The 22231-nt window shown below is 40.3% G+C and carries 13 protein-coding genes; 7 read left to right on the plus strand and 6 right to left on the minus strand.

The genetic code is table 11. The annotated features are described in order from the left end of the window. Positions 1 to 306: 306 nt before the first annotated feature. Both PDL71_RS02740 and PDL71_RS02745 read left to right on the plus strand, forming a co-directional pair. Positions 307 to 2073, plus strand: a complete 1767-nt coding sequence (locus PDL71_RS02740) for a hypothetical protein (RefSeq protein WP_407524984.1) — start codon at positions 307 to 309, stop codon at positions 2071 to 2073. Positions 2074 to 2115: 42 nt separating this feature from the next. Next, on the plus strand, positions 2116 to 4500 hold the full coding sequence (locus PDL71_RS02745) for a hypothetical protein (RefSeq protein WP_407524987.1): 2385 nt from the start codon (positions 2116 to 2118) through the stop codon (positions 4498 to 4500). A gap of 158 nt (positions 4501 to 4658) precedes the next feature. On the opposite strand, the gene PDL71_RS02750 is transcribed toward PDL71_RS02745, so the two are convergent. The 3 genes from PDL71_RS02750 to PDL71_RS02760 are packed head-to-tail and all read right to left on the minus strand — an operon-like array spanning position 4659 to position 6383. Beyond that, a complete protein-coding gene (locus tag PDL71_RS02750; RefSeq protein ID WP_407524990.1) occupies positions 4659 to 4979 on the minus strand; it encodes a thermonuclease family protein in 321 nt (106 codons plus the stop codon). After that, positions 4976 to 5101: a hypothetical protein gene (locus tag PDL71_RS02755; protein WP_407524993.1), complete on the minus strand. Its 126-nt coding sequence runs from the start codon at positions 5099 to 5101 to the stop codon at positions 4976 to 4978. The genes PDL71_RS02750 and PDL71_RS02755 overlap by 4 nt, the downstream gene beginning before the upstream one ends. A gap of 52 nt (positions 5102 to 5153) precedes the next feature. Then, on the minus strand, positions 5154 to 6383 hold the full coding sequence (locus PDL71_RS02760; protein WP_407524996.1) for an ROK family transcriptional regulator: 1230 nt from the start codon (positions 6381 to 6383) through the stop codon (positions 5154 to 5156). 150 nt (positions 6384 to 6533) lie between these two features. Between PDL71_RS02760 and PDL71_RS02765 the strand changes: the two genes are divergently transcribed. The 5 genes from PDL71_RS02765 (at position 6534) to PDL71_RS02785 (ending at position 16182) form a co-directional block, all read left to right on the plus strand. Further along, on the plus strand, positions 6534 to 7745 hold the full coding sequence (locus PDL71_RS02765) for an AGE family epimerase/isomerase (protein WP_407524999.1): 1212 nt from the start codon (positions 6534 to 6536) through the stop codon (positions 7743 to 7745). A gap of 76 nt (positions 7746 to 7821) precedes the next feature. Beyond that, positions 7822 to 9708 (plus strand): FAD-dependent oxidoreductase, encoded by a 1887-nt coding sequence (locus PDL71_RS02770; RefSeq protein WP_407525002.1) that lies wholly within the window; start codon positions 7822 to 7824, stop codon positions 9706 to 9708. A 34-nt stretch (positions 9709 to 9742) separates the two neighbouring features. After that, positions 9743 to 12880 carry a SusC/RagA family TonB-linked outer membrane protein gene (locus tag PDL71_RS02775; RefSeq protein ID WP_407525005.1) on the plus strand — a complete coding sequence of 1046 codons (3138 nt, stop codon included), beginning with the start codon at positions 9743 to 9745 and terminating at the stop codon, positions 12878 to 12880. 22 nt (positions 12881 to 12902) lie between these two features. Further along, positions 12903 to 14684, plus strand: a complete 1782-nt coding sequence (locus PDL71_RS02780; RefSeq protein WP_407525007.1) for a RagB/SusD family nutrient uptake outer membrane protein — start codon at positions 12903 to 12905, stop codon at positions 14682 to 14684. Between the two features lie 79 nt (positions 14685 to 14763). After that, positions 14764 to 16182 carry a DUF5009 domain-containing protein gene (locus tag PDL71_RS02785; protein WP_407525010.1) on the plus strand — a complete coding sequence of 473 codons (1419 nt, stop codon included), beginning with the start codon at positions 14764 to 14766 and terminating at the stop codon, positions 16180 to 16182. A 51-nt stretch (positions 16183 to 16233) separates the two neighbouring features. On the opposite strand, the gene PDL71_RS02790 is transcribed toward PDL71_RS02785, so the two are convergent. From PDL71_RS02790 to PDL71_RS02800, 3 genes are all read right to left on the minus strand, one after another. After that, positions 16234 to 18705 carry a glycoside hydrolase family 20 zincin-like fold domain-containing protein gene (locus PDL71_RS02790; protein ID WP_407525013.1) on the minus strand — a complete coding sequence of 824 codons (2472 nt, stop codon included), beginning with the start codon at positions 18703 to 18705 and terminating at the stop codon, positions 16234 to 16236. A 22-nt stretch (positions 18706 to 18727) separates the two neighbouring features. Further along, the gene (locus PDL71_RS02795; protein WP_407525015.1) at positions 18728 to 20881 is read right to left on the minus strand and encodes a GH92 family glycosyl hydrolase; all 2154 of its coding nucleotides are present in this window, start codon (positions 20879 to 20881) and stop codon (positions 18728 to 18730) included. Between the two features lie 173 nt (positions 20882 to 21054). Then, positions 21055 to 22224 carry a glycoside hydrolase family 10 protein gene (locus PDL71_RS02800; protein WP_407525018.1) on the minus strand — a complete coding sequence of 390 codons (1170 nt, stop codon included), beginning with the start codon at positions 22222 to 22224 and terminating at the stop codon, positions 21055 to 21057. Between the last annotated feature and the right edge of the window lie 7 nt (positions 22225 to 22231).

A 22231-nucleotide genomic window follows, 5' to 3' on the forward strand; every position in this document is an offset into this window, starting at 1 on the left:
TGATTTTACGGTATCGAAGATAAAAAAGAGATGTATGAATTGTATCGTAAAATTTATCTTCTTGTTACAGGAGCCTGTTGACAGAGCAACACTTCGAATACAAAAACATATGCATAGCATCAATACAACAAAGCGGGTATGTTCATAATTTATTTTTTGTTGATGGTAATTTCACTATTGACATTACGGAAATGAATTTGCAATTTGTTGTTGGAAATAGTTTTCGTTACGGCCCCTGGCAAAACACCCCCAATTGTACAAACGGTTAATTTCTTACTCTTTTACTGCTATTAAAAATTTAGTTCCATGAGAAAAATTCTTGTCTTAGTCATGCTACTGCCTGCATTTAATGCGATGGCGCAAAGCCAACTTGAGTATCCTTTTCATATAAACGGTATGGAGGGGTCACTGGTACTCAAGTATGATACCATCTCTGCTGTAAAAGGAAAGCTGGGATTTTACTATAAAAAGGGAGCAATGGAAATTTCGACAGTTGACTCCGGCTTTACAAACGAGTTTTCATTAAGAGAGTTCAGAACAGTGCTGGATGTGCAGCAGGATTCTTTATTCAGAAATTTAAAAAGAAATAACTGTAAAGACTCCTCATTAATTAATACAGCTTTAAAGTATCTTATTCCGCAGTTAAGCGGTGAGTGGTATAAAAAGGCAAAGGAAATCAGTACACCCCAAAAGCAGGCTGCTTCATCTTTTCGTCCTGATATAAAACTGGAACTGGATGACAGCTTAACTGCAGAGGTTATTCCAAACTGTCATTTACCGGTTTATAAAACAGACACTGAATCCCGTAAAAAAATAGCTGATTCTAAGCCTATTCTCATTCCTATACGCAGAATCGCATTGCAGATAAGTGATGGGTTTATTTATGCAATGAATTTTGATATTGATACAACTGAATTAACTGCACCATTAAAAGATGTGATTCAGGAGCATCAGTCATTTTCTATTCGTTACAACTTACGGCATAACCTCCTGGCAAAAGGGATGTTGTTTAATGCACCTCCTCTTATTTTGAAGCGGAAAAACACAACCTATCAGAATAAAGTAAAAGAAATAGAAAGCGGGTATGTTTTTTATATCAAGGATGTTATTAATTACCTGGCTCCTTTAAATGCACGAAACAGCATTTTTACAGCCAAGGACACCGTTGCAACTTATAACCTGTGCGATGGTGGTAAAAAAGATACACTCCGGATTGGCGAAAAAAGTCTGTTCTCTATTCTTACATTGGATGTATTTGGTGATCTTGTTGGATTTTTTGATCAAAACAACCCTAATGGGTTAATACAAAGTGAACTAAAGGCGAACTTTTATGGCTTCCGCCGGCCCATCGGGCAAAGAAATGCATTTCGATCCAGGTTAACATTCTTTAATAAAGGCGAAGTATATTTCAGGTTTTCAAAAATTGACAATAAAAACAGATTTTTAGATGTACTGAGGGATACAGTGAAACGACAACCGAGCCTGCCGGATACGATTGTAAGGTATGTGCATGGTTACCGCTTACTGGAATTTCAGAATATTACTGCGGGGTTACGTTTTAATTTTCTGGAGTTGGAAAACAGGGGCGGAAGTGTTTCGATTCCTGTAGAGCTTTCTTACCTAAGAAGCCCGCTGCGAGATACATTATTTATCCAGCGCTTAAAAGAAAATAATCGTGTAGATACCATTCTGTCGCCGGTGTCATTTGGTAAGAATACTATGATGATTGTACCCGGTATTAATCTTAAAATTTTTGCAGCCAGTTTTTTGGATATTGACCTTCGGGCCCGGATGTTTTTCCTGATACCTCTGACTAAGCAAATCAATATGAGTTCTGCAGAGTTTGATGATTTTTATGGCAGCAATAAATATGTAAGCATCAAAACAACCAAACTGTTTAATGTAGGAGCACATGTAACTGTTAATTTAAACAGCGATAAAACAAGAAGGCTAATCATCAGGGGCGAAAACTATATCGACCTGAATCAGCGTGGTAATAATTTCTGGCAGGCGCAGGTAGGATACTCAGCTGATCTTAATAAGTTCATCAACCTGAGTAATGGAAAAAAATAGCATTCAGCTCTTTTTATTTTTTTCACATTGTAAATGCCTGTTATGTCTTTTCTTACGATACCTGTAGTTGTATTAATTCTTTTATCACTCGCCGCATTTTTTGTTTTGCCCTACTTTAAGAAAGGGCTGCAATGGTGTATTGCCAGATTTATAAATCTGCCGGGTGATTATGTAAAAGAGATTATTCCCTCGCTCTCTCGTGTTGTAAAACTGAATTGGTATACCTTTCTGATGATTTTTCTGCTTTGGTTTTTGTTAACAGGAACAACTGTAGGAAGGGATATCATTGAAACCTACCTGGACCGTTTAACTGAAAGAAATTGGCAAGTGGAAAAACTGGGATCTTTGTTGAGCTTGTTCGGCACCATTTTTTGTATGAGCATTTCTATCTGGATTTTACCTTTTTTTCTTTACTCAAAAGACAGGATAGATGAAATACAAAACAACTACCTGCGGTTTTATATCGCTACTAAGCTCCTGGCTTTTATAGCTATGTTGCCATTTATGGTTGTAACCAATGCATTTGTAAGTTATAATTCTGTTTTTGAAACAAAAGTGTGGTTACAGATCCTGGTGAATATTCTATTGTTTTTGTTTTTCCTTCTGTTTATATGGTTCACAACGTCAAAGGCTGTAACAAGATTGATTCATAAAATGAATGCATTGCCTTACAAAATTTACAATCCGTATATACTGGTACTTATTCGTCTTTCTGTTCTTATAATCTTATTGGCTGCAGTATTTACCTTATTAATGGGGAGAGAAGGTAAGCCCCTTTATTTTGTTGCCGTTTTTCTGTTTTTCAGCAGCATTATTGTTTTCAGGCTTCTGTTCTACAGTGATGAAAACGGTAGCGATGTTCAGCAAAATGTACGGCACCTGGTTCAGCAAATGGTATCACCCAAAAACAGAAGTTATTCAAAATGGTTATACCTGTTATTGCTTACAGGTCTTGGCGCCGGTTTTTTAATATATTATTTTTTGCCGGATCTTACTGTTATAAGCACTCTTTACATTTTACTGATTGTTTTCAGTTTTTATATTATTTATCTTGATTTCTGGAGAAATGCCTACCGCAACTTCAGCAGCCTGATGAAGATTATAGCATTTGGAGCAACTGTTTTATTCCTGGCTACCCCTTTTCTTGGCTCAGAAAAGCAGTTCCGTATTCAATTAGACAGCAGTAATCACGCACTTGCGGATTCTCCGATTTCACTTGATAGTGCTCTTAAGCAACGTTATAATTATATATTAAAAATGAATACTGACAGTACAGGAAAAAAAGACAGTACTGTATTTATCGTTTGTGCTATGGGCGGTGGCTCCCGTGCGGGATATATTGCTGCAGCCACATTAATGGAGTTAGACCGACGACGTTTAGGATTATGGAACCGAACCATTTGCTACAGTACTATATCAGGCGGATCTGTAGGAGTTTACAATTACATAAAAGCTAAACAATTGCAATTGCAGGAAACAGATGATTATCTGTATAAAATTTATAAGCAGAATTATAATTCCAGCGGGGCATTTGGGTTACTGGCCGGGGATCCCTTAGAATCTCTTTTGCGCAGTGTTGTAACAATACCACGAAGCTGGATTCCCGGTAACACAAGTTCTAACGGTTTTCACGACCGTAACCAACGGATACGGCTTGAATACGACAGAATTTTGCAAAATGCTATCATCAGCAATCCTGCCATAACTGGAAAGGATAATAAGGAAATGACAGCAGCATACACCAGGGATTATTTTAAAACTTATTTTCAGAGGAATGACTCTGTGCCTATTCATTTTGTAAATACGTTTGAGGTAAACAGCGGAAGACGTACTATTCTTTCGCCGCTCATTATCAAAGGTGCTGATACTTCTTTTTTTCTGAATGCTATCTTACCATTACAGGATACATCTTATGATTGCCAGATCCTGCGTAAAGATATCCGTTACAGGGAAGCCGTTAATCTGTCTGAGTTATTCCCGCTAATCAGCGCTGCATCACATATTGGTATTAAGAGTAATGCACAGTTTGTAGATGGAGGTTATTTTGAAAATTATGGCCTTGCAACTGGACTTGATATTTTTCATTATTTAAAAGCACTTAAGGTGCATCCAAAGCATATCAAGATCTTATTAATAAAAAACAGCAAACAGGAACCCGAAACAGCAGAAAGGAATATACAGATATTAGCACCTGTTACAGGGGCAATGAATTCTCCGTTTACCGGGCATGCTAACCAATTTTTATTGGAAGCAAAGAGGATCGTTGGCGATAGTAATGTTTACATTGTAGAGTTTGATGCAAAGAAATATCAAGTGCCGCTCACTCGCTCTTTAAATGAACGGCATATTGTTTCTATGGAGGCGTTTATTGACACCTTTAAAGTAATGGGCCCCGGAAAGCTATTTATGAAACCAAATGAAAAGTGAAGATATTATTAGAAATGAATAAAGGGATGAAATCCGTTCTTATTGAATTTGATAAGTAAAGGTTTTGTTCACAAATCATCTAATTAGGATATGATAATCTTTCTGCTATTATGATTTATATGACTAATGATAGTAGTCTTATGAAATTGCATGTCAATCTATTTTATCTTTCTCCAAACCCAAGGCGCTATTGCATTACCATCTGCCCACAAGCCTTTTTTAACTGCTCTGGCTTCCGTTTCAGCTTTAGCCAAACGCACATCCGTTGAATACTTTTTAAAATGCCAGGCATAGCCTTGCTGTACCAGTAACAGGTTGATGTATTGATTAGCTGCATATACATCACCCAGCAATCTTCCGTTACGGTCTTTGCTGCGATAGGTTACCGTAATAGTTCTATTGTTACAAAATTTGCCCAATGCTGCTTTTGCTTCTCTGTAATAGGCTTGTCCACGTTCCGGGCAATCAATACCATTCAACGCACCCGGTATAAATTACCGTTACTCAATAAATCAAACGTATCTCCGTCAATGATTTTTACGGCTTTGCCGCTGAGCGTAGTGCTTTGAAGTGAAAGGAAGAATACAAAAAGTGCAATCATAAGGTTACAACTGAAACAGGGGGAATTTATTTTATGTTACTCTTTATTTTGCTCACTGCATCTTCCCCAGCACTTTATTCCTTGCAATCAAACAACCACCCATCACCCCCGCTTTTTCGCCCAGCTTGGAGAGTTTTACCTGTGTATCATTATTCACCAGTGAAAGCGAATATTTGTTAAGTGCACTGCGTGCCGGTAAACGTAAATAATCGCCTGTTTCAGCAAGGGTACCACCCAAGATCACTAGCTCCGGGTTAAACAGGTTAATCAATACGGCTAAAGCACGCCCCAGCTTTTCGCCCATCTCTGCCAGCAGTTCAATCATCAGTACATCTTCCTGTTTGGCGGCTTCAATTAAATCTTCGAGTTTCAATTCACCTTTGTTTTTAGTGAGGATGGTGGCTGCACCGGCCTCCATTTTCTCTTTTACTTTCCGCAACAGGGCCTGACCGCTCACTTCTGTTTCCAAACAACCCTTCTTACCGCATCCGCAAATAATTTCATTATCGTAAAAAGGAATATGACCAAACTCACCGCTGAAACCACTCTTGCCGTAATACACTTTTCCATCTACAATGATGCCGCTGCCCGTACCATAATCTAAGTTGATGAAGAGTACATTTTTTTCATTGGTAACCACACCATGTGCAAACTCGCCATACGCCATAGCGTTGGAGTCGTTTTCAAGAAAAGTTTTAATTCCCAGTTCCTGTTCAATGGTGGCTACCAACGGCTCTTCATGAAAGTGAAAATAACTGTAGCTGTAACCGGTAATATTATTCACCCGTCCGCTGAGGTTGATGCCGATGCCCAGAATTTTATCTTTGGTTATACCCTGTTCTTTAATAAAGTTGCGGATGGTATCAATAAGAGCCGTCAGCGATTGCTGTGTGTTTTCCAGCGGGTAAGGAATCTTTTCGTGAACACTCACCAGGTGCTTTTTAAAATCCAGCAGACCTATATTAATATAATACCGTTTTACATCCACGCCTATAAAATAACAGGCATCATTCACTAATCCGTAAATACTGGCACGGCGGCCACCGGTGCTATCAATCTTGCCCAGGTCCTGTAACAGACCTTCATCTATCAGTTCATTTACAAGGCTGGTTATTTTGGGTGTACTGATGTTGAGTTCACGGGAGAGATCGGCAATGGTAAGATCACCATCCTCATCCAACTGGTTGATTATGTCTTTTTTAAGGCTCTTGTTCTTCAATGCCACGCCGCTGCCGGTTATCTCCTCCCCAAAAACCTCCATTAAAGAATGTGTACTGCTCATGCGCTAAAGTTATTAAAACTATTTACCCCGCAAGGATGATTTAGAAGGAAGCACTTTCATTCATCTTTACTAAATAAAAAAAATTAAAAAGAATTTTGAAATTAATAAAAAAGATAAATAACTTCACCTTTCTTATTAATATTCCTTTTTATGGAAGTGTCTTCCGTAACAACTAAAACTGCTGCCAATACAAACGAATCGCTTGCCTCCCTGGCAGGCATGTACCGTGATGAATTGGTCAATCATATCCTACCTTTTTGGCTCAATCATAGCAAAGACGAACAGAACGGTGGTTATTTCACCTGCCTGGACCGCTATGGCAACGTATACGATACGGATAAGTTCATGTGGCTGCAGGGGCGTGGAGTATGGTGCTTCAGTTATATGTATAACAACGTGGAGCAAAAACAGGAATGGCTGGAGATGGCCTTGCATGGCGCCAACTTCATGGAAAAGTATGGTAGAGATCAAGAAGGAAATTGGTATTTCTCACTAACAGCTGAAGGCAAACCCCTCGTACAGCCGTACAATATCTTCAGCGATTGTTTTGCCACCATGGCCTTTGCATCGCTTGACAAAGCAAGCCCAAACGATCGATACAAGCAATTAGCGGTTGACACATTTGAAAATATTCTCCGCCGTCGCCATAACTGGAAAGGCATTTACAACAAAGCGGTACCCGGCACACGTTCGCTCAAAAATTTTTCATTACCCATGATTTTGTGCAACCTCTCTTTAGAGATGGAGCATGTGATAGGTAAGGAACGGGTAGACAGCTTTATTCCTGAAGTGATTCATGAAGTGATGGATGTGTTTTATCAGCCACAATTGGGTTTGATATTAGAAAATGTAAACGAAGACGGAAGTTTTGCTGATTGCTTTGAAGGAAGGGTGTTGAACCCGGGACATGCCATTGAAGCCATGTGGTTTATTATGGACCTGGGCAAACGTATGAATGATGAAGCACTCATCCGCAAAGCATGCAACATAATGCTGGATACGCTGGAATACGGATGGGATAAAGAATATGAAGGCATCTTCTATTTCATGGATGTGCAGGGGCATCCCACACAACAACTGGAATGGGATCAGAAACTCTGGTGGGTGCATGTGGAAGCATTAGTGGCCTTGGCAAAAGGATATGCATTAACAGGTGATGAGCGTTGTTCCCAATGGTTTTTGAAAGTACATGAATATACCTGGAATCATTTTAAAGATAAGGAGTACGATGAGTGGTTTGGCTACCTCAACCGCCGTGGGGAAGTGTTGCTGGATTTAAAAGGCGGTAAATGGAAAGGCTGTTTTCATATACCAAGGTCCTTATACCAGGTTTGGAAAACATTGGATGGATTGAAATCATAATACAATTTTCTCATGTTGAGTTTAGGCTAAAGTTGTTAACTGTAAATAGCACCTGAAAAATACAATCACCACAAACATGAAGTTGAAACAAACTTTGCTGCTGCTGCTCATTACTGCAACTGTTCATGCACAAACGGTGTTGCGTACAGAGGTATTGGTGATTGGCGGCGGCACCGGTGGTTGTGCAGCAGGTATTCAAAGTGCACGCATGGGTGTGAACACCATCATTGCTGAGCCTACAGTGTGGCTCGGTGGTATGTTCAGTGCAGCAGGTGTAGCAGCGTTTGATGGTAATCATAATATGCCTTCCGGTATCTGGGGTGAGTTCAGAGAACAATTGTATAAAGTATATGGAGGTCCCAACGCTGTTGCAACAGGATGGGTAAGCAATACACAGTTTGAGCCGCATGTTGGTGACAGCATCATTAAATCATTTGTAAGTGCATTGCCCAACTTAAAAGTGTTGTATCAAACAGAGTTTGTAAAAGCGATTGTAAACGGAAACACTGTTACAGGAGCTCTGTTTGTTGATGTAAAAACAAAAAAGCAAATCACCATTTATGCGAAACAGGTGATTGATGCAACCGAGTTAGGTGATGTATTGGCAAGTGCAAAAATTCCTTTTGATATGGGAATGGAAGCCAGCAGTGTTACCGGCGAAAATATAAATGTGCCTGAAACGAATGATATCATCCAGGACATGACTTATGCGGCAATCCTCAAAGACTATGGCAAAGGTGTTGACAGAACCTTACCGAAGCCCGCTAACTATAACCCCCTGGAGTTTGACGGATGCAACAATGAATTCAGCAGTACTCCTGAAAAAATTACAAGCAATGTAACGGCACAAAAAATGCTGGACTACGGTAAGTTGCCCAATGGAAAATACATGATTAACTGGCCGGGCAAGGGTAATGATATATACATCAACATGATTCCTATGAATGCGCAGCAACGCAAAGCCGCCATTCAGCAAGCGAAAGCAAAAACCATCCGATTCATTTACTTTTTACAAACGCAATTTGGATTTAAACATCTGGACTTGGCAGATGATGAATTTCCAACAGCCGATAAACTTCCATTAATACCTTATCACCGTGAAAGCAGAAGAGTAAAGGGATTGGTGCGGTTTAAAATTCAGCATATTGCTCAACCTTTTACACAAGCAGAAGCCTTGTACAGAACAGGGATCGCAGTAGGTGATTATCCTATTGATCATCATCACCGTGAAAATCTAAAAGCGCCACAGCATCTGGGTTTCTATCCTGTTCCTTCATTCAACGTACCACTCGGTGCTTTAATTCCTCAAACACATAATGGTATTATTATAGCAGAAAAAAGTATTAGTGTAAGTAATGTGGTGAATGGCACCACCCGTTTACAACCATGTGTAATGATGACCGGTCAGGCCGCCGGTACACTGGCGGCTTTGGCTGTTAAGAAAGAAACCCATGCAAGAGTGGTTGAAGTGAGAGAGGTACAACAGCAATTACTCAACAGCAAAGCTTACATCATGCCGTATTATGATGTAAAACGTTCGCATCCTCATTTTGGAAGCATACAACGGATTGGTGCTACCGGAATATTGAAAGGGAAAGGAGAGCCTTATCAATGGGCTAACCGTACCTGGTTTTACCCGGATAGTACAGTAAAGACTTCGGTATTTCTTACAGATGTTGCCCCTTTCATCAAACTGCAACATTATGATCGCCCCCTCCTCACCATTGATGATGCAGTGCGGATCGTTCGTCAGCTTGGATTTATTTATCAACTGCAAAATGAATTTGATTATAAAAGTTACAGCAACATCAAACAGCAAATTGAAAACAAGTGGAGTAGTTGGGGATTGAAGGCATTTGATGAAAACAGGAACATTACAAGAGCAGAACTGGCGGTATTGCTGGATCAAACCATCAATCCATTTCAGTTAAAACAAGTGAACCACAACGGACAATTTAAGTAAACAACCATTTTTAATAACGATCAAAACTATGATTATGAAAAAGCAATTGCTTATGCTGCTTTTGGTTCTAACGTCAGCTTTGGCGGCAGTTGCACAGCAAATTACTGTAAAAGGTAGTGTGCGTAGTGCAGCAACCGGTAATGTGGCGGAAGGAATTTCAATTAAGGTGAAGGGAACCAACCGAGGCACCATCACCAACGGTAAAGGTGAATTTACCATTAATGCCAGTAAAGGCGAAACGCTCGTTTTTTCCGGTATTGGTTTTAGTACTACCGAAGTTCAGGTGAATGATGAAACCATTGAAGTTTCATTGCCTGCTGTTGCAGGAGACCTTGGCGAAGTTGTAGTAGTAGGTTATGGTACACAACGTAAGGCAAATCTCACAGGCTCGTTAGTGCAGTTGAACAACGCTGCTTTAACTAAACGCCAGGTATCCAGCTCTACACAAGTGCTTCAGGGTTTAGCTCCGGGGGTAACTGTACAACAACAAAGCGGTCGTCCCGGTGCTGATGGTGCAGGCATTCGCATTCGGGGTGAAAGTTCAATCTTGGGAAATAGTAATCCGCTGGTTGTTATTGATGGATTACAATTACCCACCGGTACAGGATTAGATGCGTTGAATCAACTTGACCCAAATGCTATTGAGAGCATTACCGTATTAAAAGATGCTGCTTCTACTTCTATTTATGGAAACAGGGCGAGCGGTGGTGTTATTCTTGTTAAAACCAAACGTGCTACCAAAAATGGATTGCAGGTTAGTTATAACAACTTTGTCACCAAGCAGGATTTCACTTCAATCCCTGACCGTGTATCAGCTTTAGATCATATGTTGTTAAGTAATGTAGCAGAGCAAAACCGTACCGGTAATCCTAATGCAACGGTATTTCCTCAATCATTAATTGATCGTTACAGAACAAATCCTGCCAATAATCTTGACATTATTGATACTGACTGGCTTAATGAAGTTTTAACCAACAATGGTTTAATGCACAATCACAACGTTCAGTTAATGAGCGGCGGTGAGCGTGTAAATGTATTCACATCCATCACCTTCTTTAACCAGCAGGGTTTGATTCAGAATAACAGTTTCAGAAAATATGATATCCGTTTTAACCCTGAGTTTAAGTTAAATGATAAATTAACCTTCTCAGCTGTCATTGCATATAACAACAACTTTACGGTTAATCCTTCCACCGGTTCTCCTGAGTTTATTATTCGCCAGGCCATTGGTTTACCGGCCATTGGTGGAGGTAAATACGGTCCCGGTATGTATGGTACAGCCGCACAGAGTAATAACCGTAACCCTATTGCCATGGCAGAAGGTGCCGGTACCAGCGAAACAGAAGGGAATACACTCTTAACAAGATTTGCGCTTAATTTTCAACCAATCAAAGGCCTCGATATTGAAGCTGCATGGGGTCGTGAAAAAAGAAATCCTTACACTAAAACATTTACAAAAAATGTTGACATTTATCAACCCAACTTAACTACACAGAGTTATGACCGGATTGGTACATGGCCGGGAACTACTTCATTAAGTGAAAGCTGGAGAAACGATCGTTACAATATTTTCAGCGGACAGGCTACCTATAGCTTCCGTGTAAAAGATGAACATGCTTTTAAAGTGTTGGGTGGTGCACAAAGTGAGTTGTATGAAAACTATTTCTTTGGTGCGTCACGTACCGGATTTATTAATCCCAATCAACCTTACTTAAACCTTGGTACAGGTCAGAGAGATAATAATGCCGGCGTAAGTGAGTTAGCTATTGCCGGTTTTTACGGACGTATTAATTATGCTTTCCGTGATAAGTATCTCGTTGAATTAAACGGACGCAGGGATGCTACCAGCCGCTTTTCACAGGAGAGGAATAAACAATGGGGCAGTTTTGCATCAGCTTCAGCAGGATGGATTTTCTCTAAAGAAAAATTCTTTGATAATCTTTCAAAGATCATCAGCTTTGGTAAGCTGCGTGTTTCAACAGGTGGTGGCGGTAATCAGAATTTTGCCTCTAACTATTCGTTTGATGCATTTTATGGTCAGGCCAATTATTCAAATCCCACAAACGGAACCAACACATATTTCAATAATATTACCACAGTAGGTGTTGCATTGTTACAGTTCCCCAACCCGGATATTCAATGGGAAACATCACAGCAAACCAATGTGGGTTTAGATCTTACTATTAAAAACCGCTTGACCATTACGGCTGATTATTATGTACGTACATTGAAAGATATGATTCTGCAGCGTGCATTACCTCCATCAGGTGGTGGTTTAACCAATCCTTTTTATAATGCCGGTAACATGACCAATCGTGGTTGGGAGTTTTCTGCCAATTATAAAACAAGAATCAAGAAACTTTCTATTGATGTTACTGCAATGATCAGTGATGTGAAGAACAAAGTTGATCAGTTGATTGCAGGGTTGCCTTTTCTTGATGGCGGTTCAACCAGAACACAACCGGGCTACGCACTCAACTCCTTCTTCGGTTACCAGGCACTTGGATATTTCAGTGATTCCAATGATGTTAAAAACTCACCGGTACAATTTGGTATTCCCTGGAGCTCAAGTCCTACAACGGGACCTAAACCCGGCGACGTAAAGTATGCTGATATCAGCGGGCCTGATGGTAAACCCGATGGAAGAGTTGATGCATTTGACCGTACATTCTTAGGCAATGCGTTTCCACGTTATGAATACAGTATCAATATCAACCTTGCTTATGCAGGATTTGATTTGAACCTGTTTGGACAAGGTGTAGGAAAGCGTAACAACTATTACAGTGGTACGGGTGCAGTGCCGTTTGCAAGTAATGATTTTGCTGCTTCTTTACTGGAACAACATAAAGATTACTGGAGACCGGATAACCAGAATGCACGCTTCCCCCGTTTATTGCCTTCCGGTTTTGGAGGCAACAACTACCTCGTTTCAGATTTATGGATCAGAAGTGCATCATTCTTCCGCTTAAAGAATGTGAACCTGGGATATACACTTCCTGCTTCTCTGGTAAAGAAAATGCGCATCTCCTCATTCCGTGTATTTGTAAGCGGACAAAACCTGTTCACTATTACCAAGGCATGGAAAGGATTTGATCCTGAGATTAATAATGCGAACGCAGAGTTTTATCCTGTAATGCGTACGTTCACTGCAGGGGTAAACGTAAACTTTTAATAAACCGTAAAAGATTAAGCAAATGAAAAAGTTAATATATATGCCAATGCTGTTGTTACTCATTACAGCAGGCGGTTGTAAAAAGTTTCTCGACCGCAAACCACTTAATGAATCATCGGCCAATAACTTCCCGGCCAATGAAGCAGAAATGCAATTGAGTATTAATGGTGTTTATGCTTCTGCATTCTGGGTGTTCCCGAATAACACACCTTTATTATTTGCTGTAGAAGCTTCCACAGATCTTGCTATGAAACGGGGCGGTAATGCAGAAGATGCTGTTGCTATGGGCGATGGCGGTCCTTTCCTGGTAAACAATCAGCTTGTTAATACCTGCTGGAACCAGGCATGGCGATTGATTCAGCGTTCCAACCAACATTTAAAAGGGATGGAAAACGGCCGTAACAATGTAACAGCACAAGTGTTTGGCCGTTACAAAGCAGAAGCCTTAGTATTAAGAGCCTGGGGCTATTTTCACCTGATGTATATGTTTGGTGATGTGCCTTTTTATAAAGCACCACCCACGGTTGATGAATTACTTAAAGCGCAACGTACTCCTGTAGCTACTATTGTTGCAGAACTTTATAAAGATTTGGATGAAGCTGCTGCTGCTTTTGATGCAGCAAGTGTACAGCCTGTTCAGGAAATGGGAAGAGTGAATAAAGGAGTTGCTCTTGGTTTAAAAGCAAAGCTGGCATTATTAATTAAAGATTACCGTACAGCTGCCAATGCAACAAAAACAATTATTGATGGCGGACAATACAATTTGAACCCAAGCTTTCCGAATTTGTTTTTATTGGCAGGACAGCGTGCTAATGCCGGCCGTGAGTTAATGTTTGTACAAACCTATCCAACAGATGTGTTGGATCCTCAAAACTGGTTAACTGTAATTACCATTCCTCGCCAGGTTACCAATTCACAGAGCAGTCATTTCCCTTCACAGGCATTAGTGGATCGTTTTGAAGCAATTGACGGCCAGCGTATTGATCAATCCTTGGTTTACAATCCCGCAGCACCAAGAGAAAACCGTGATCGCCGTATGCGCTGGACATTAGCCATGCAGGGTGATACCATTGCTTATCAAAATAACACATCCATTGCACCTTACGTAAATCCGAGAGAGCGCACCATTTTTAATATTTACAGTAATGTGCGCCGTCGTTTTAACTGGACAACAGGAGTATTTGATAATGTAACCGGAAATAATGATTGGATTGGAGCACAGGCTGCAGGTATTCAATGGCAGGTAAGTGCTACCGGTAATATTGGTGGCGTTGGATATGTATGGAGAAAATTTGTTGACTCTACTCAGTATTCATGGGAAAATAAAACCGGTTATACTTTAATGCGTTATGCTGATATTTTGTTGATGTATGCAGAGGCTAAAATTGAATTGAATGAAATAGATGCAACTGTTACCAATGCCATTAACCTCGTTCGCAGCAGAGGAGGATTGCCTAATGTAACTGTAAATGACCAGGCAACGCTTCGTCGGATTGTTCGTAATGAACGTGTGGTTGAGTTTGCAGGTGAGGGTATTCGTTTGTTCGATTTAAGAAGATGGGATATTTATGAAAAAGCTAACAGCGGCCCTGTTGTAGGTGCAGCATCAGATCCATTAGTGCCGCCTGCAACACCGGTATTTGATGCCAACGGAATTCCTGATTATACAGCCAGTGTGAATCAGCGTATCCGTTTCCGCAATCAAACCCGTAATAACAATAACCCCAAGTATAAATTGTGGCCTATACCGCAATTTGAAATTGACGCCAATACGAATATCAAGCAAAACAACGGATGGCAATAACAAGTATTTTATTGGGTCATAATCAATAGTTCCGGCCCCGGTGTTTACCGGGGCTTTTTAAATTTATAATTTTAAGCATATGAACAGGAATGAAAGCTTAGATGCACTCCGTGGCTTTGCCATTTTAACGATGGTGCTCAGCGGTACCATTGCATTCGGGAATGTATTACCTGCCTGGATGTTTCATGCACAGGTACCGCCACCGCTGCACAAATTTGATCCATCGATACCGGGCATTACCTGGGTGGACCTGGTGTTTCCTTTCTTCCTGTTCAGTATGGGTGCTGCCATTCCTCTATCGTTGAAAAAGCATATTGAAAACAAAAAAGGATTTCTGTTTGTGTTATGGATGGCATTGAAGCGATTTCTGTTGCTGGCATTCTTTGCATTGTTCACGCAACATATGAAAGCATGGGTGATAGCAGAAACGCCAACAGCTACAGCGCATTTACTTTCAATGCTTGCATTTGTGTTGTTGTTCTTTCAGTTTTATGAAAACAAAAATGAAAAACTGAAAGTAGTGTTCCTGATTACTAAACTTGTTTCATTTGCGGGTGCTTTGTTTTTGCTATGGAAACTCCCCTTCTGGAGTGGAAAGGGTTTTGATTTTTATAAAAGTGACATTATTATTTTGGTGCTGGCCAATATGGCGTTGTTCGGTACGGTGATCTATTATTTCACTGCCGATAAACCTTTATTGCGAATCGGGTTATTGCCTTTTATGATGGCGGTGTTTTTAGCAGCTAAAGAGCCGATGGATGGATGGGCGAAAGAGTTATTCAACTTTAGCCATATTGGTGCTTTTCAGTTTGACTGGCTGTATAAGTTTTACTTTCTGAAATATCTTTTCATCATTATTCCGGGAACATTGGCGGGAGAGATGATGATAGGGGAAATGAAGAATGAAAAATTGAAAATGAAGAATGAAGAAGTAAAGCCATCCGTTGAAAATTGGTTGTTGATGATTGCTTTGGCTTTGGTGATTGTGAATTTGTATGGATTGTTTACCCGGATGCTGTTTGTGAATGTATTAGTAAGCTCATCTTTATGTGTTACCGCTTTGTATTTATTGAAAGCAGCAGCAAAGGAAAATTTATACAAACAACTGGCTAATGCAGGAACTTATTTGTTACTGCTTGGTTTGTTCTTTGAAGCCTATGAAGGGGGTATTAAAAAAGATTCATCTACCTACAGCTATTATTTTGTAACCAGCGGACTTGCTTTTTTTACACTGATTGCTTTTAGTGTAATGGCCAAGCGAAGCTACCTCTCATCTTTTTCAACCTACCTTTCTTTGAATGGTAAGAATCCAATGGTAGCTTATGTAGCAGGAAATTTAGTATTGTTACCGCTGTTGCAACTCACTCAAGCCAAAACCTATTGGGATGCCATGAACCAGAATTTCTTTATGGGATTCATGAAAGGGGTGCTGTTTACAGGAGTCGTTTCCCTCATCACTATATTCTTTGTGAAGCGCAAATGGTTTTGGAAAACGTAGGCATTGGTCGGCACGGCCCTGAGGCTGTCGCTCCATTATTATTGTGACGTTTTATTCTATCAGCATGAGCTCTTCTAACTTCATACCGCTTGCAGGATGAAGGTTTTTAATTTCAACTCCTGTTATGTTCATTTGCTTTTGAAAGAAATCATACAAAGTTTTTTCGTTCTTACCTTTTGTATGAGTAAAAATCATTCGTGCATCCGAAATACTTCTTATATCCACTCCGTAACGCAACTGCTTTTTATAAATGATTTGATTGTTACTATAGAAGATGATTTCGGCAACTACTGTGCCTTCCTGTAAAATGGTTTCCGTACTTGCTTTCAGTACAAAACCGGAAGAGCTTTTTGTGCTGAAATTAAATTTGCAAGAAACAGCTAATTCTTTCTGTGCTGCCGATGTGATATTTTGAAACTGAACTGCTTCATTGATTTTCCACCCGTTTTTGTTTTTTATCGGTTTGGCCTGCGAATAAAAACGTGTTACCCATTCTGCAATGGGTTCATAAGGTAACTGTTCAGGTAATTCTTTTCTTCCGCTCCATGCATAATCCATCGCCAGAATATAAGCGCCAAACTGTTCAATGTTGAGCAGCATGTTTTTTTCACTGCTTTCAAAATCGGCCCAGGTGGTTTGCAGCACACCTGCTCCCTCATCGATGGCTGCATGTACAAAACCACGCACATTGTTGGGCCGTAGCCATGGTGATGCTAAAGGAAGCGTGTTGTTCTGTTTCCAGATTTGCAGGTTCACTTTATAAATCTCCGGATTGGGATCGTTGATATAATGCCAATCGGCTACATAACTTCCCTTGGGAATAAAACTTCTGATCATTGCAGCACGTTCTTTGGTATGGCCGTTTAGTGCATCCGGTCCTTCACCGGGAGCAAGACCCATATCGCCCCACAACATCAACTTTGCTTTTTTCTCTTGTGCATAGTTGTGCAGAAAGTTGATTTGTGTTTTGAAGTAGTCCACTTCTTTTTCTCTTGGTTGATGAAAACCAATCATACCGATTTCATCAAATCCAATATGCATGGTCTGCGGCTTGAGTAACGCAAATGTTTCATCCCATAATTGTTTTACTGCAGTTTGTGATTGCGGTATATCAGGGTTAAGTGTGTAAGGATATTGCGGATTCACTGCCATGAACCGGTTTTGTTTGGGTTTAAAGAACCATTCCATGTGACCGAGACTTTGAATCAACGGAATCGGCTCGTTGTAATGCTTACGCAAGTAATCAAATTCAGCTTTTAAATGATTCATCGGTACGGAAATACTATTATGTAGTTCAGGGCGACTCTTCCATTGTGCCTGCTCACATTGCAGTACCACTTTATTCATCTTTAACGGAAACAAAATACGGTCGTACATTCTTTTATGCAGTTGCCAGCTGGTTGGGCCTGTAAACATGTGAATCCCCCGCCAGGCCATAGCTGGTTCGTCTTTGATGATGCCCTGCGGAATAACCAACTGTGCGTTTATGTTTTGAGTGAGTTGTACTAATGTATGAACTGCATGTTGCAATCCTTGTGGTGTTTTATATTGAATAGCAATCAGCTTCTCTTTGATTTCTATTTGATAACCCTCATCAGCCAATTGATTGTTTTGTTGTGTTTGAATGTTGGGAAAATATTGATTACCGATTTGCCAATAAAGCCTGAGCATTTCTCTGTACTGCTGCACAGCAGATGAAACAGAAGAAGTTTTTGTAGTTGGAATGATGTATGATTCATTTTTTAAATCCATCATCTTTGGTTGAGGAATCAGTACAACAGGCTTAACAATACTGTTCCAAACTTTTTCCTGCTTCGTAAGCGCCACTGATTTTGAAATGCTGTTGTTAATTTTTGAAATGCTTTTTAAACTATCTGAAGCAAATGGAATAATATTAAAACCTCTTGTTAAGCCACTGCTTTTTGATACAGGAATATTGTCTTCATAAAATACAATGTATTGCGATCTGGACCTGTAATCTTCTTTTGCAGGCGAAGGATTTGTTTGAATTTTTATTTTGAAATTATGTGAAGCTGTAATAGCAAAATTTCCAAAAGTTGTATAGACAAGTATGCTGCTGCCATTAAAATTTTCTATTTTGCTTGTACTGTCTCCATCCAAAGGTTGCCAAATGGCATCTTTAAAATAAGGGGCCCAGAGTTTTGCATACACAATATCTGCTGCTGCAGCGTCATCCTGATTCCATTTGCAATCGACGAAGCACCGAATATTATTTTCTTCCTGCAGCATGTGATACGTTCCGTAAACGGCGGTGTTCTCACTGCCAATCTGCAAAGTGGTGCCATGCTGATTCCATACTTCATCCTGCTCCCACCATGTAAAATAATAATGATGATTGTTACGCTGCGGTGTAAGAAAATTAATTTCTGAACCTATAACCCATGTGAGATTGTTAGTCGTAACAAACAAGCCCTTTTTGGGAATGAGTTGCGATGTGGTTTGTGCGGATGCAGTAATAGTAAAAATTGCCAGCGATATAAAAGCCAGAATCGTTTTCAGCACAGTAATTTATTTTAATACTTAATTAATCGTTTACGATCATTTCCAACACACCACCCTGCATTAGTTGCTGATGTGTGATTGAGCGTACAGGAATTTCCTTTCCATTGAATCTTACCCGTTCTATACCGCTTGCTTTTTTAACAGAACGGCGAACGACTTTCACCTGCAATTGTTTTTTATTGGGCAGTTGAATCACCGCATCATCAATCAATGGATAACCAAACACATATTCACCACCTGCAGGGTTCATGGGATAAAAACCCAGACAGCTCCAGATATACCAGGCACTCATTTGTCCGCAATCATCATTGCCAATCAAACCATCAGGCCCTGTTTTGTACATACTATCGGCCACTACTTTAATCCACTGCGCCGCTTTTTGCGGAGCACCCAATGCCGTATACATGTAAATGATGTGATGGCTTGGTTCATTACCATGTGCGTACTGACCAATCAAACCGGTAACATCAGCGCTTGTATTTTCGCCATGCAATACAGACGGTGCCGCAAATAATTCATCCAACTTTGCAATTAATTTTTCTTTGCCGCCAAACAATGATGCAAATCCACTCACATCATGCGGTACAAAAAAGCTGTGCTGCCAGGCAGTACCTTCAATATACTGTCCTTCAAAACCATGTTCACTTAATAATGGGTCAAAGGGCTCAATAAATTTTCCATTACTGTTTTTACTACGCATAAAACCTGTTTGTGCATCAAAGAGATTTTTATAACTCATGCCACGTTTCATAAACAGGTTGTAGTCATCCACTTTACCAAGTTTCTTTGCCACCTGTGCAATGCACCAGTCGTCAAATGCATATTCCAACGTAATGGTTACACTCCATCCATGTTTATCCTGTGGCAGGTAACCATATTGAATATACTCAGGCGTACCTCTTTGATTTTGAAAGGCGCTCTTGCGCATGGCTTCGTATGCTTTATTGTAATCAAAGCCTTTGATGTTTTTCAATATTGCATCTGCAATAATAGGCACGCTGTGATACCCTGTCATGGTATTTGCTTCCCATGTACTTAAGTCCCATACAGGCAGCAGACCGTTATCTTCATATAACTGCAGCATGCTGTTAATCATATCAGGCAAGCGTTCTGTTTGAGTGATAGTAAACAGCGGGTTCAATGCACGAAACACATCCCATTGGCTGAATACGGTGTATTTATTTTTTCCTTTTGTGAATTTTAATTGCTTGTTGTCATGCGTTTGATAAGCACCATCCGCATCGCTGCTGATGAGGGGCGCTAAACAGGTGCGGTATAATGATGTGTAAAATTTTGTAGCAAGTTCTTTATTGTTGATGTTGATTTTTATCTTCTGTAATTCTCTCTCCCATTTGTTTTCTGCTTCTTTGCTCACAGCATCAAACCTTGCAGTGTTGTTTTTGTTCAACTCCAGCAATGCTTTATCTGTACTCACCGTGCTGAGCGAAACTTTTACCAACAGCGGATTTGTTGTTGCAAATTGTAAAGCCACTTTCACCAATTTGCCATCAGCTCTGTTTCCTGTTCTTGCAGTATCATCAATGAATAAATGCTTTTTTACTGCTGATGAAAAACGTGCTGCAAAATATACTTTCTGTCCTTTGGCCCAACCGGTGCTGTAACGATAACCAACTAAAGTAGAATCATTGATGAGTTGCAACATGCCATTGGTGGATTGGTCCCAATTGATGCGAAAGCCCATATCAAACCGCAACCAACCTTCTTTTTTCGGGAAAGTGTAGCGGTGAAAGCCAGTGCGTTCGTTGGCAGTTAACTCACATCTTACTTTGTTGCCTAACTGTACAAAGTAATAACCCGGCTTTGCACGTTCATTTATATGACTGAAAGGAATTTTTATTTTTTCGTTCCTGATATCATTTGTATCTGTTAGTGGCAATACAGAAATATCACACCAATCACCAATACCTGTACCACTTACATGCATGTGGCTGAAACCGGCAATGGTACTGCTGCTGTAATGATAACCGCCGCACCAATCCCATCCTTCATCGCCATTATCAGGACTCAGCTGTACCATACCAAAAGGAACGACTGCGCCGGGGTATACATGACCATGACCGCCTGTGCCGAGAAAAGGATCAACAAACTTAGTGAGTTGTTGTGCTGTAAGAGATGCTGATGTTATAAACGAAAGTATAAGAATGAAATATTTCATTTGATGAAGTTGAGAAAAAATGTTGCCACAGAAAATACAGATTCACTTTTTTTTATTTCTGTGCTTCTGTGCTCTCTGTGGCATTAAAAAGATGAGTAAAGAACTGAACTTACAAGTGTGCGACGCAAAACCGCTTTATAGCAGCACATCAGCTAAGTACAAAAACATTTCTTTTATTGTGTGTAAGGATATTGTCCTTCAAACCAGCTCTTTTTATCTTTTACACCTTCGTAATAAAAGAACACTTCACCTTTAAATCCATTGCGCCTGTTGGTTTGTATAAACTGTGTGAGCAATGCATCAGCAGGGGCAGTACTGCTTCCCGTTCTCAGTAACACACCGGGATAAAACGGAACGTTTGTGTTTTTGTAATATGTTTTTTGTTGTGCTATCGTTGCGTTGTAGTCTGTGATGTTGTAGCGATAGCATTGCGGTATTACTGCATCAACCCATCCACTATCAACCCATGTGGGCCAGTCTTGTAAATATTCTGTTTTGCCCCATGGAAACGGACTGGGGCTCATGGTAAATTGAATGGTTGGTTTTAATGTTTTTACTTCTGTGCGTAAACGTTTTAAAAATGCATTGAGCTTTTTAGCCCGCCAGTCAACCCAGTTGGGTTCTGTACTCAGACCGGGCGGTTCTGCACCTGCATGTTCTGCTTTATATAAGTCAACGGTGTAAGTATCATATCCTGCAGACGAAGGAAGTGCCGGCAGGCGATCATCACCCTGCACACCATCAATGGTAGGATATTTGGTGATCACTTCTTTAAACAAATCAATCATGTACTGCTGTACTTCCGGATGAAATGCATTCAACCAATCGAAACCATTTTTTACTGTTAGATTACCACCGGCATCACGAGCTGCCCAGTTGGGTTTAGCTGCAACAATAGGGCCTCCGTTTTGGGAATAGGAAGATGAAAAGCCATATTCAAACCAGGCATGTACTTTTAAACCCGCAGCTTGCGCCTCTTCAATCATTTCCTTCAACGGGTCACGACCGGTAAATTTTTCCTGAATGGAAATGCCGATGAGGTTTTGCATCACCGTACTTGGGTAAGTGGTGCGTGCATTGTTATACACCACCATAAAAATATTGTTGATGCCTGCAGCTTTACAATTTTGAACACATGTTCTGATATTTTCTCTCGAGTCCAATGCATTGCTTGCTACATTCGTAACCCACACGCCACGGAGTGCATTGGGATCCCATACAGGAGTAGGCGGATTAGTGGGCGGCGTTACTGGGGGATTGGTTGTTCCTCCTCCCTTCTTAGAACAGGCTCTTGCACATAGGATCAGGAGGGCAAAAGCAAGAAAAAAACAAGCTCTTTTCATATGACTC

Source organism: Lacibacter sp. MH-610, from assembly GCF_045780045.1.
GTDB lineage: Bacteria > Bacteroidota > Bacteroidia > Chitinophagales > Chitinophagaceae > Lacibacter.